Source organism: Lentzea sp. NPDC006480 (assembly GCF_040611995.1).
Lineage (GTDB): Bacteria > Actinomycetota > Actinomycetes > Mycobacteriales > Pseudonocardiaceae > Lentzea.
In genome coordinates, this window is sequence record NZ_JBEXPJ010000075.1 from 26886 (window position 1) to 38192 (window position 11307).

Sequence of the window (11307 nt, forward strand, 5' to 3'; positions counted from 1 at the left end):
TCAGTACTCGGACTCGTACAGGCCCTGGAGCTCGGTCAGCAGGGCCGACGAGTCCGGGAGCTGCTTGCCGTCCAGCGTGGTCACCCGCGTGATCTTGCGAACGCTGGACGCGAGGAACACGCCCTCGGCGTCGTAGAGCTCGCCGGTCTGGATCGGCTCCACGAGCACGGTCCAGCCGGCGCGCTCGGCGGCGCGGAACAACGCGTACTGCGTGGTGCCGGGCAGGATGCCGAGCTTCGACGGCGGCGTGACGAGGGTCTTGCCCCGAACCAGGATCACGGTCGAGGTCGGGCCTTCCAGCACCGAGCCGCTCGACGTCGTGAAGATGACCTCGACGGCACCGCGGCGCTCGGCCTCGCGGATCGCGGCCATGTTGATCGCGTACGACAGCGACTTCGCGCCCAGCAGCAGCCACGGCGCGCGGTCGGCCAGGTCCGGCTCGATGCCGCGGTCCAGCGTCACCGCGGCCAGGCCCTCGGCGCGCTGCTTGAGCACCTTCGCGCCGATCTCCATGCCGAGCGCGAACCCGGTGCCCGTGCCGTCGCCGCCCTCGATGCCGCGGGTGTAGACGAGCTTCAGAGCGAACTCGCGACCACCGGTCCAGTTGCCGATGACGAGCTCGACCGCGCGCTCGAACTCCGCGCGCGGCGGTGCGGGCATGTCGAGCATGGCGGCGGACCGGTCGAGCCGGTCCAGGTGCGGCGTGAGTTCGCGGGGCTTCCCGTCGACCACGAGGATCGTTTCGAACACACCGTCACCGCGCATGAGTCCGAGGTCGTCGACGCGGATCTGCGGCGAGTCGGGGTCAGCGAGGGTTCCGTCGAGCAGTGCCAGCACGCGCATGCGCCGGAGCCTACTGAACTCAACTAACATTGCGTCGTGGAGACCGCAAGAGGCCTGCGCAAAACGCTGCACGACCGCGGCATGCGGATGACGCCGCAGCGCCAGCTCGTGCTGGACGCGGTCAGGTCGCTCGAGCACTCGACGCCCGAGCAGATCTGCCAGCGCGTCCAGGAGACCGCGCCGACGGTCAACATCACCACGATCTACCGCACGCTCGACCTGCTCGACCGTCTCGGGCTGGTCCGGCACACGCACCTGGGGCACGGCGCGCCGAGCTACTCGGTCGACGACCACCAGCACGTGCATCTCGTGTGCCACGTGTGCGGCCGGATCGACGAGATCCCGTGTGAGCTGCTCGACCCGCTGGTCGGAACATTGCGGGAACGCCACGGGTTTGAACTGGATGCGAGCCACCTCGCGCTGTCCGGCACGTGCCGTGATTGTTTGAAGCAAGAGCAGGAGCAGGAGACCGAGTGATCCTCCCCGGAGCCGTCCCGCCGCCCGACGATTCCACCGACGCAGGTGTTGCCTGGCACTACGGCGACCCGTTCGCCGAGCAACGTTCGGCAGCTCGGTCAGTCGTGGTCGTGGACCGCTCCAACCGGGGTGTCATCGCGATTCCCGGTGAGGACCGGCTCACGTGGCTGCACCAGCTCACCAGCCAGCACTTCGAGCAGCTGGGCGAGGGCGCCGCGACCGAGGCGCTGATCCTCGACGCGCAGGGGCGCCTGGAGCACCACATGGTCGTCGCGAACGTCGGCGGCACGGTGTTCCTGGACGTCGAGAAGGTCGACGACCTGCTGGCGTACCTGAAGAAGATGGTCTTCTGGTCGAAGGTCGAGCCGCGCGACGCCACGGCCGAGTTCGCCCTGCTGTCGATCATCGGACCGGACGCCCAGGCGATCCTGGACAAGCTCGGCATCCCCGCGCCCACCGACGTCGACGCGCTCGGCGACGGTTTCGTGCGCAGGACGTCGTGGCCGCTGCAGCGCTCGTTCGACCTGCTGGTGCCGCGCGCCGAACTCACCGACTGGTGGCAGCGGATCACCGACGCCGGTGCTCGCCCGGCCGGCAGCTTCGCGTTCGAGGCACTGCGGGTCGAGGCACTGCGGCCGCGCCAGGGCATCGACACCGACGAGCGCACGATCCCGCACGAGGTCAACCTGATCGACCCGGCCGTGCACCTGAACAAGGGCTGCTACCGGGGCCAGGAGACGGTCGCGAAGGTCCACAACGTGGGACGCCCGCCGCGCCGGATGCTCCTACTCCACCTGGATGGTTCTGCGGACGGCACGCCGGAGACCGGTGACCCGGTCACGCTGGACGGGCGCGCGGTCGGCCGGGTGGGCAGCGTGGTGCTGCACCACGAGCTGGGCCCGATCGCGTTGGCGCTGGTCAAGCGGTCTGTGCCGGTGGAAGCGAACCTCGTCGCCGGAGCCCCCGAACGGGAGGTTCCGGCACGAATCGACCCCGACTCGGTGCCGCCGGACACCCCCGGTCTGGGCCGGGAAGCTGTTCGCAACCTGCGGGGGTGACCCCCTAGAGTCCGGGACCATGTCCCAGGGCACGCTCATCACCGTCGCTCCCACCGGAGCGGAACACGCGAAAGCCGACGTCCCGCAGCTTCCAGTGACCCTGGAAGAGCTGGTCGCGACGGCGCAGAGCTGCGAGCAGGTCGGCGCGGCCATGATCCACGTCCACATCCGCGGCGAGGACGCGAAGCCGTCGCTGGACCTCGGTCGCCTGAAGGCCACCGTCGAGGCTCTGCGTTCCGAAACCAACCTCGTCGTGCAGCTCTCTTCCGGCGGATCGGTGCACGACCCGGAGGAGAACCGGCTGCGCGTGCTCGAAGCGATGCCGGACTCCGCGTCCTGCACGATGGGCACGGTCAACTTCGGCGACGACGTGTTCATGAACCGCTGGGAGTTCATCGTCGCGCTGCACAAGGGCATGCAGGAACGCGGCATCGTCCCGGAGTACGAGATCTTCGACATCGGCCAGCTGGCGTCGCTGAAGCGCCTTTTGGACCAGCACGGCCTGCCCGCGGGCGGTCACGTGCACGTCGACCTCGTCATGGGAGTGCCCGGCGGCATGCCCGGCGATGCCGCGACGCTGGTCGCAGCAGTCAACGCGCTGCCGGACGGGGCAACGTTCTCCGCCACCGGGATCGGCCGGACCACGCTGCCGGTGATGTTCACCGCACTGGGTGCGGGTGGCCACCTCCGAGTGGGTATGGAAGACACGATCAGCTACTCGCGAGGCGTGCCGGTGCGGGACAACGCACAGCTCGTGGCGCGTGCGGCAGGTCTCTCGAAGATCGCCCAGCGACCCGCGTTGTCGCCTGATGAGGCGCGGAAGCTGCTGGGCGTGCACATTTGAGACAAGTTTGGTGCATGGGATGTGTTGGCGGGTGAGGAGGATCTACCGCAGGATGGACACGTGATCGAGGTGCGTCCTGGCGGGCGCCGCCGAATCGACCGGGTGCTCGCCCCCGACTACACGGAGGGCGTCGAGCAGCGCCCGCTCGTCGAGGTGCGCGAACTCCGCGACGAGGCAGCGCAGGAAGAGACCGACCTGTCCTACCTGCGGCGGCTGTTGCACGCGCGGATCGACATCGTGCGCGCGGAACAGGAGCGCCGCAGCTCCGGCGGCTCGGCGGTGGTCGAGCAGCTGGCCACGATCCTGTCCACAAATGCCGTTGGCCCGGCAACTGGTCTAGGCCGGTATCAGACCCATGAGCCGTCACGTGCTGATGCGCATCAACGGCACGTCGAGGCGCTCGTCTCCGACGTGGACCTCTCCGACGTGAGCAAGTTGTCCGACGATCGCCTCGGCGAAGCGCTGGAGACGTTCATCTCGGAAGAGGCCTCGGTGTCGGTGCGGCGGCGTGAGGTGCAGGTGGTCGTGGACAAGCTCAACGCCGAGATCGCTTCTCGCTACCAGCGCGGCAGTGCGTCGGTGGACGAGCTGCTGGCGGCCGAGCGCGGACATCACCACCGTCCCAAGAGGTAAGACAGGCGTTCCACTTTCTGAGCAGCGGACCTAGCGTGCCCTCATGGGGTACCGCTGGGTCGTGCTGTGCATCGGAGCTTTGGCGCAGGGCACGAACGCGGCCGTCTTCCTCGGCCTGCCCGCGATCAGCCCGCAGCTGCAGCAGCACTTCTCCCTGACGTTGCCCCAGGTCGGGCTACTTCTCGGTGCCGTGAACCTCGGCACCATGATCGCGCTGGTCCCCTGGGGTGTCTTCGCGGACCGCCGTGGCGAACGGCTCGCCATGACGATCGGTGGCGTCGGTGCGGCTGCCTGCCTGCTCGCCGTGGCACTCGGCAACGCGTGGCTCGCGGGTCTGGCGTTGCTGGGTGCCGGACTCTTCGGAGCGAGCGTGAACGCCGCCAGCGGCCGTGCGGTCATGGCCTGGTTCAGCGCCGGCAACCGCGGGCTGGCGATGGGCGTGCGGCAGACCGCGACTCCGCTGGGCGCGGCGCTCACCGCCGCGTTCCTGCCCGGCCTCGCGATCACGCACGGCGTCCCGGCGGCGTTCGTGGCACTGGCCTCGGTGACCGCCTTCGTGGCGATCGCGGTGGCGCTGCTGGTCCGCGAGCCACCCGGTGCGACGAGGGCGGGCAGCGACCACGGTCTCATCCTCAAGGACCCGAAGCTGCTCAGGCTGTCGCTGGCCAGCGGGCTGCTCGTCGTTCCCCAGTTCACCGCCACGGCCCTGCTCGTGCCGCTGCTGAGCACTCACGGCATGACCGTCACGGCCGCCGCGGTGGTGTTCGGCATCGCGCAGGCGGTCGGCGGCGCCGGCAGGCTGGCCGTCGGCGTGTGGTCGGACCGGGCGCGCAGCCGGGTGGGGCCGCTGAAGATCGTCGCGGTCGCCACGGCGGTGGGGTTCGTGCTGGTCGCGTTGCTCGACCAGGCGCCGGTGCCCGCCCTCGTCGCGGTGCTGGTGCCGACGACCGCACTGGCCGTCTGCTGGAACGGCCTCGCGGTCACGGAGGCCGGTGAGCTCGCGCCGGACGGCCGCAGCGCCACCGCGATCGCCATGCAGAACTCGGCCAACTACCTGAGCGCCGCAGTCACGCCGTTCGTCGCGAGCTTCGTCGCGGTGCACGTGGCGTGGCCTGCGGCGATGGCGCTGGCAGCTGCGGGGGCCGTGGCAGCGCGGGTAGTGCTTCAGCCGTGGCGTTCCCTGCGCGCCAGCTCGCCCCAGAACTCGCGCAGCGTCTCGTAGCGCAGCGCGACCTCCTCGGCGTCACCGTTCTCCAACGCGTCGACGATGGCGTTGACGTCGGCCGCGGAGCTGTCCTCCAGCAGGTCCTTGTCCTCCAGCAGCTGCACCAGGCCGCCGTAGTCGAGCTCGACCGCCGAGTGCGGGTGGAAGTGCTCCAGCCACCGTCCGGTGTCGGCGAGGACCTTCGCGGGTCCGTCCTCACCCAGCGACGCCTGCACGACCTTCAACGCCCGTGCGACGCGGCGACGTGCGTCGGCCATCGCGACCCGCCAGGACACCTGCCGTTCGGGGTCGTCCTGGGCGCTGGCGAGCACCACGCGGCGCTGGGCCGGGTCGACGAGGGAGAACCAGGGCAGCGGCACGGTCCAGGTCGTGGAGATGACGTGGACCGCTCCGGCCGAGAGCTCGGCCATCACGGCGTTCGCGCGCGCTCGGACCGTTTCCGGGGACAGGTTCAGCACCGCGTCCTGCAGGATCGGCGGAGAAGAGGCCAGGAAGCCCACCAGAGCCGCGGCGGACCGGGCCCGGAGGTCGAGGGGACAGACAAGAGGTCCCGGACCGACCCGGGCGGCCTCGGAGGTCGGCACCTCGGCCGGACTGATCGTCATCACGTCGAACGACTCGCCCGGAAGCAGCTTTCGCCCCAACTGTGATCGCAACCACAGTTCCCGTTCGCGGTCACCTGCCTCCGACCGGAGCACAGGCCCGGTTTCCAGGGCTTTTTCGACCTTCGCCGCTAGCGGTGCGTCCAATACCGATAACGGTTCGTACACCCGTAGGTAGGCGACGAACGGTCTGGGCACCTGTGCATCCTTCCACGCGAGGGCGGCCGCGAGATTTGGCGGTACGTGTCACGCCTACCGCGTCGCGAGGAACCCCATCGGCACGGTACGGTAGTTACCAGGAACTAGTTGTCGAGACGAGTGGGGCCGCCGTTCCCCCGGCCGCCCCCGTCCCTGTGCGAGGGGGTCGAGCCATGGGGCGCGGCCGAGCGAAGGCCAAGCAGACGAAGGTCGCCAGGGAGCTCAAATACAGCTCTCATGAGACCGACTTCGCTGCGCTGCAGCGCGAGCTGTCTGGTGACGAAAGGTCGCCGAACGGGAGTGGTGGTGCCGTTGAGCCCCACGACGACCCGTACGACGATTACGACGACTACCGTCGCTGAATTCAGCCTGAAGAGTTCAAGGGTTGGGCAACCGGATCATCGGTGCCCAGCCCTTGAACTCTGAGGGCGCTTTCAGAACGCCCTGGCGTACTGCCTCGGTGCCTTGACCTCCACACCCAACTGCTGTGCCGCGTGCAGCGGCCAGTACGGGTCGCGGAGCAACTCGCGCGCGAGCAGCACCAGGTCAGCGGAACCGTCCGTCAACACTTGTTCGGCCTGCTTCGCCTCGGTGATCAGGCCGACCGCACCCGTGGGCACGTCTGCCTTGCGTCGCACCGCTTCGGCGAGCGGCACCTGGTAGCCGGGCCCGATCGGGATGTCCGCCTGCGCGGTGTTGCCACCGCTGGACGTGTCGATCAGGTCCGCACCCGCGGCCTTGAGCGCCTGTGCCAGCACAACGCTGTCGTCGACGGTCCAGCCGTTGTCGACCCAGTCGGTGCCGGAGATCCTGACGAGCACCGGCACGTCCGGGCCGACCGCTGCCCGCACGGCCGCGGTGACCTCGACGGGGACGGCGATGCGTTCTTCGAGGCTGCCCTCGTTCGTGAGCGGCGAGTAGAACTCGTGCAGCAGGTAGCCGTGCGCGGCGTGGATCTCGATGACCTCGAACCCGGCTTCCAGCGCGCGGATGGCTCCTTCGACGAACGCCTTGACGATGCCGCTGTGGTTCGTCAGCTTCTCCGGCTGGTTGCCGCCGGGGAACGGCTCGGTCGTGGGCGCCACCGGCACCCAGTCACCGATCGCCTTGCGCCCGGCGTGCGCGAGCTGGATGCCCGGAACCGAGCCGTGCTCCTTGATGAAGGCCGTGATCCGCTTCCAGGCCTCGACCTGCTCGTCGTTCCAGATGCCGACGTCCTGCGGCGAGATCCGGCCGCGCGGCTCGACGGCCGTTGCCTCGGCGATCACCAGCCCGGCACCGCCGACGGCCCTGCTGCCGAGGTGCACCAGGTGCCAGTCGGTCGGGACGCCGTCTTCCTTCGTCACCGAGTACTGGCACATCGGGCTCACCGCGATGCGGTTGGGCAGCGTGACCGACCGCAGGGTCAGCGGGGAGAAGAGCAGGCTCACGGGAGCTCCCTCGAACGATTCGTTGTCCTACGAATCGTTCAAGGAGCGGGCGCCGGTGTGTTGTTCCCTCTCATGAGGTCGTCTCAGTCACTGGGCGGTGACGCTCAGCTCAGGTAGCGGACCTGTTTCGCCTTGCCTTCGAGAACTTCCTCGCGGGCTTGGGCGATCTCCGCGCGGTGGGAGACCTCGGGCACGCCGACCTCCCACCACGCCCCGGCCTCGGTCCACGACGACGGGTGCGTGCGGATCACGACGACAGCAGGGCGTTTCTCGCTGACCGCCACCTCGCGGGCCTTGCGGTACGCGCCTTCCAGGTCGGCCAGCGAGTCGGCCGGGAAGACCGCGCAGCCCATCGCGGCCGCGTGGCCGGCGAAGTCCGTGCGCGGGGGTTCGGCGTGTGACGAGGTGCAGTCCGCGTAGAGGTTGTTGAAGCCCGCGCCGCCCTGGCCCGTCTGGAGGCGGTGGATCACCGCGTAGCCGTCGTTGTCGCAGACGACCGCGACGAAGCCGTGGCCTGCGAAGGAGGCGGAGAAGAGCTCGGAGTTCAGCATCAGGTACGAGCCGTCGCCGAGCAGGGTGGTGACCACGCCCTCGGTGTGGGCGATGGCGGCGCCCCAGGCTCCGGCCAGTTCGTAGCCCATGCAGGAGAAGCCGTACTCGACGTCCATTGTGGACTCGCCGGTGGCACGCCAGCCGCCGATCAGCTCACCGGGCAGGCCACCGGATGCCGTCATCACGTAGTCGCGCGGGCCGCTGACGTCGTTCACGACGCCGACGACCTGGGCGTACGTGGGCAGCCCGGTAGAAGGCCGGCGCAGGGAGGTGATGTGGTCGTCCCACTTCGCGCGTTCGGTACGGGCCCGCGCGGCCCAGGTGGAAGGAGCCTGCCAGGAGGCGAGGACGTCGGTGAGTTCACGCAGACCCTCGTCGGCGTCGGCGACCAGGGCGAACGAGCCGTGCTTCACCGCGTCGAAACGGGCCGCGTTCAGGGAGATCAGGTGCGCGGACGGGGAGAAGACGGTCCAGGACGCGGTGGTGAAGTCCTGCAACCTCGTCCCCACCGCGATCACCAGGTCGGCTTCACCGGCCAGGACGTTGGCCGAGGTGGAGCCGGTGATGCCCAACGGGCCCGCGTGGAGCGGGTGGTCGTGCGGGATCAGGGTGCGGCCGGCCGTGGTCTCGGTGATCGGGATGCCGTGCTGCTCGGCGAACCGCAAAGCCCGTCCGGCCGCACCCGAGTACCGGACGCCGCCGCCCAGCACCAGCAACGGCTTTGAGGCGGCACGGATCGCGCGGGCTGCCTCGGCCAGAGCACGCAGGTCCGGGCGCTGGCGCAACAGGCGGTGGACGACCGGGGTGAACAGGGCGTCGGGGAAGTCGTAGGACTCGGCCTGGACGTCCTGCGGCAGAGCCAAAGTCACCGGGCCGCAGTCGGCCGGGTCGGTCAGCACTCGCGCGACCTGCGGCAGCGTCGAGAGAAGCTGCTCGGGGCGGGTGATGCGGTCGAAGTAGCGGCTGACCGCGCGGAACGCGTCGTTCACGGTCGCGGTCGGGTCGTGGAAGTGCTCGACCTGCTGCAGCACGGGATCGGGCGCGCGGCCGGTGAAGGTGTCGCCGGGCAGGAGCAGGAGCGGCAACCGGTTGGCGTGGGCGACACCGGCTGCGGTGACCATGTTCAGCGCGCCGGGGCCGATGGACGACGTGGCGACGCCGACCTGGCGGCGGTGGGTGGCCTTGCCGATGCCGACCGCCGCGAGGGCCATGCCCTGTTCGTTGTGGCCGCGCCAGACCGGAATGCGGTCGCGGACCTCCTCCAGAGCGTTGCCGAGGCCGAGGACGTTGCCGTGGCCGAAGATCCCGAACACGCCGGGGAACAGCGGGGCGGTAGAGCCGTCGAGCAGTTCGGTGCGCTGGGCCAGCATCCACCGGACCAGTGCCTGCGCGGTCGTCAGCTTCACTTCACTCGCCCCTCAGCAGTCGTGACAGGACAACGCGGGTCGAGCTCCTGCGCCGCCCAGCTGTCGCGGACCCAGGTGTGCGCCGGGTCGTCGCAGAACGCCATCGAGCGCTCGTCGCCCGGTCCGGCCAGCACGTTCAGGTAGTACATGGGGTAACCCGGCGCCGCGACGCACGGACCGTGGTAGCCGCGCGGGATCAGGAACACGTCACCGTCGCGCACGGTCACGTCCTCGTCGATCGTGCCGTCGTCGGTGTACGTGCGGTGGAAACCGAAGCCGGTCCGCGACGGGGTGACCTGGTCCCGGTCGGCGATCCGGAAGTAGTAGATCTCCTCGTTCTCGACCTCGCACGGTTCCGAGGAGTCGTGCTTGTGCGGCGGGTACGAGGACCAGTTGCCGTCCGGGGTGATCAGCTCGCACGCGTTGAGCTTGTCCGCGTGGTCCCACACGCCCGGAGTGCCGAAGTTGGTGACCTGCCTGGTCGCGTTGCCGGAACCGCGCACCTCGACCGGGACGCCGTCGGCCGGGCCGTACTTGGGCGTCAGCCGCTTTTCGCAGCGAGCCATCGGCAGCGCGACTTCGCATCCGTCCTCGGAGGACAGCACCACGGACGCGTCCCTTGGCACGTAAGCGAAGTCCGTGACGCGGGTGAACACCGAGTCACGGCCCTGCAGCTCGAACCTGAGATCGTCGACCTCGACCGTCAGCGATCCGGACAGCGGCAGCACGAACGCCTCGAACTCGCCGGTCTCGATCGTGTGCACCCAGCCGGCCTCGATCCGCATCACCCGCAGGCCGGTGTAGATCCAGCCCGCGTCCTCCGGCATCAGGTGGATGGCCTCGGTCGGAGTCGAGAGCGTCCCGTGTGGACGGTGCAGGGTCATACCGTGACTCCCTTGGCGGTGCGCAGGATTTCGGCGGCGGCAGCAACGGCGGCGGCGACATCACCGTCCGGCGGGTAGAGCAACGCACGCCCGACGACCAGGCCACGAACGGTCGGATGGCGCAGCGAGCGGCCCCACGACGCGAGGTCGTCCTCGGGATTCGCGGACGGCACACCGCCGAGCACCAGCGCGGGCAACGCGGTGGTGTCCAGCACGACCTCCGGCTCGTCCGGCGCGGGCAGCTTCAGCCAGGTGTAGGCGGAGGTCGCACCCAAGCCCGCGGCCACGGCCGAGGCACGCGACAAAGCCGCGGAGTCCTTCTGCAGCACCAGCTTGTCATTGTGATCACGCTTGTACGGCAACGGTTCGACCATTGCCATCAGGCCGTGCTCGGCGAGTTCGGTGACGGCTCGCGCGCAACCTTCCAGCGTCGGGATCGTGCCGGGGTCCGAGTCGACCAGACGTAGCAGCATCTTGCCACCGTCCAGCCCGAACGTCGCGATGGACGACGCGTCGTAAGCGGTGAACCTGTCGTCGATCTCCCAGTCGGCACCGGCGAGGCCACCTCGGTTCATCGAGCCGATGACCACGCGCTCGTTCAAGCCGTCCAGCAGCAGCAGGTCCTCGATCACGTCCGGCGTGCCGAGCACACCGTCGACCGCGGGGTTCGCCAGCGCCGTCAGCAACCTGTCGAGCAACGACCGTCGATCCGCCATCGCCAGCGGGTCGCCGCCGACGCCCAGCGCGCCACGGGCCGGGTGGTCCGCCGCGACCAGGAACAGCGTGGACTTGCCGCCCAGCAACGAGTTGCGCCGCTTGCGCGCCTGGTACGCCCGCCTGATCGAGCCGGGGTCCTCGGCCCGCCGCCACAGCAGTTCGCGCCACTGCCCGTCCGTGATCACAGCAGCTCCTCGATCTCTTTCTGGTCCGGCATGGCGTCCGCGCAGGCCAGCCGGGACGCCACGATCGCGCCGGCCGCGTTGGCGTAGCGGGCGATCCGCACCGGGTCCCAGCCCGACAGCAGGCCGTGCACCACGGATCCACCGAACGCGTCACCGGCACCGAGCCCGCACACGACCTCGACCGGTGTCGGCTCGACCGTCCACCGGCCTTCCGGCGTCGCCACCAGCACGCCCTCGGCGCCCTTCTTGACCA

General features: G+C 69.7%; 13 protein-coding genes. 6 read left to right on the forward strand and 7 right to left on the reverse strand.

Going from position 1 to position 11307, the window contains the following annotated elements; all coding sequences use genetic code 11:
- The gene (locus ABZX92_RS26570) at positions 1–843 is read right to left on the reverse strand and encodes an aminodeoxychorismate lyase (RefSeq protein WP_355564715.1); all 843 of its coding nucleotides are present in this window, start codon (positions 841–843) and stop codon (positions 1–3) included.
- A 36-nt stretch (positions 844–879) separates the two neighbouring features.
- Here ABZX92_RS26570 and ABZX92_RS26575 point away from each other — a divergent pair, with 36 nt between their 5' ends.
- The 5 genes from ABZX92_RS26575 to ABZX92_RS26595 are packed head-to-tail and all read left to right on the forward strand — an operon-like array spanning position 880 to position 5077.
- Positions 880–1320: a Fur family transcriptional regulator gene (locus tag ABZX92_RS26575; RefSeq protein ID WP_355564718.1), complete on the forward strand. Its 441-nt coding sequence runs from the start codon at positions 880–882 to the stop codon at positions 1318–1320.
- Positions 1317–2378, forward strand: coding sequence for a folate-binding protein (locus ABZX92_RS26580; RefSeq protein WP_355564721.1), 1062 nt, complete (start codon positions 1317–1319; stop codon positions 2376–2378). The genes ABZX92_RS26575 and ABZX92_RS26580 overlap by 4 nt, the downstream gene beginning before the upstream one ends.
- Before the next feature lie 19 nt (positions 2379–2397).
- A complete protein-coding gene (locus ABZX92_RS26585; protein ID WP_355564724.1) occupies positions 2398–3222 on the forward strand; it encodes a 3-keto-5-aminohexanoate cleavage protein in 825 nt (274 codons plus the stop codon).
- A gap of 60 nt (positions 3223–3282) precedes the next feature.
- Entirely contained in the window at positions 3283–3855 is a 573-nt protein-coding gene (locus ABZX92_RS26590; protein ID WP_355564727.1) for an aerial mycelium formation protein, read from the forward strand.
- A gap of 43 nt (positions 3856–3898) precedes the next feature.
- Complete coding sequence (locus ABZX92_RS26595; protein ID WP_355564730.1) at positions 3899–5077, forward strand: MFS transporter; 1179 nt, start codon at positions 3899–3901, stop codon at positions 5075–5077.
- On the opposite strand, the gene ABZX92_RS26600 is transcribed toward ABZX92_RS26595, so the two are convergent.
- On the reverse strand, positions 5020–5880 hold the full coding sequence (locus ABZX92_RS26600; protein WP_355564733.1) for a hypothetical protein: 861 nt from the start codon (positions 5878–5880) through the stop codon (positions 5020–5022). The two genes, ABZX92_RS26595 and ABZX92_RS26600, sit on opposite strands and share 58 nt — an antisense overlap.
- Positions 5881–6053: 173 nt before the next feature.
- Between ABZX92_RS26600 and ABZX92_RS26605 the strand changes: the two genes are divergently transcribed.
- Positions 6054–6242: a DUF3073 domain-containing protein gene (locus tag ABZX92_RS26605; RefSeq protein WP_355564736.1), complete on the forward strand. Its 189-nt coding sequence runs from the start codon at positions 6054–6056 to the stop codon at positions 6240–6242.
- A 72-nt stretch (positions 6243–6314) separates the two neighbouring features.
- Here ABZX92_RS26605 and ABZX92_RS26610 read toward each other — a convergent pair whose 3' ends face one another.
- The 5 genes from ABZX92_RS26610 to ABZX92_RS26630 form a co-directional block, all read right to left on the reverse strand.
- Positions 6315–7310 carry an NADH:flavin oxidoreductase/NADH oxidase gene (locus ABZX92_RS26610; RefSeq protein ID WP_355564739.1) on the reverse strand — a complete coding sequence of 332 codons (996 nt, stop codon included), beginning with the start codon at positions 7308–7310 and terminating at the stop codon, positions 6315–6317.
- Between the two features lie 104 nt (positions 7311–7414).
- Positions 7415–9268, reverse strand: coding sequence for a 3D-(3,5/4)-trihydroxycyclohexane-1,2-dione acylhydrolase (decyclizing) (gene iolD, locus ABZX92_RS26615; RefSeq protein WP_355564742.1), 1854 nt, complete (start codon positions 9266–9268; stop codon positions 7415–7417).
- Positions 9265–10152 carry a 5-deoxy-glucuronate isomerase gene (iolB, locus tag ABZX92_RS26620; RefSeq protein ID WP_355564745.1) on the reverse strand — a complete coding sequence of 296 codons (888 nt, stop codon included), beginning with the start codon at positions 10150–10152 and terminating at the stop codon, positions 9265–9267. The genes iolD and iolB overlap by 4 nt, the downstream gene beginning before the upstream one ends.
- Complete coding sequence (locus ABZX92_RS26625; RefSeq protein WP_355564748.1) at positions 10149–11054, reverse strand: aldolase; 906 nt, start codon at positions 11052–11054, stop codon at positions 10149–10151. Before ABZX92_RS26625 ends, iolB begins: the two co-directional genes overlap by 4 nt.
- Positions 11051–11307 (reverse strand): PfkB family carbohydrate kinase (locus tag ABZX92_RS26630; protein WP_355564750.1); only part of this gene is annotated, 257 nt, incomplete at its 5' end. The genes ABZX92_RS26625 and ABZX92_RS26630, both read right to left, overlap by 4 nt.

Excerpts from the sequence above, each read along its gene's own strand:
- ABZX92_RS26570 (WP_355564715.1), bottom strand. The coding sequence starts at position 843 with ATGCGCGTGCTGGCACTGCTCGACGGAACCCTCGCTGACCCCGACTCG.
- ABZX92_RS26585 (WP_355564724.1), top strand. The coding sequence starts at position 2,398 with ATGTCCCAGGGCACGCTCATCACCGTCGCTCCCACCGGAGCGGAACAC.
- ABZX92_RS26595 (WP_355564730.1), top strand. The coding sequence starts at position 3,899 with ATGGGGTACCGCTGGGTCGTGCTGTGCATCGGAGCTTTGGCGCAGGGC.
- ABZX92_RS26605 (WP_355564736.1), top strand. The coding sequence starts at position 6,054 with ATGGGGCGCGGCCGAGCGAAGGCCAAGCAGACGAAGGTCGCCAGGGAG.
- iolB (WP_355564745.1), bottom strand. The coding sequence starts at position 10,152 with ATGACCCTGCACCGTCCACACGGGACGCTCTCGACTCCGACCGAGGCC.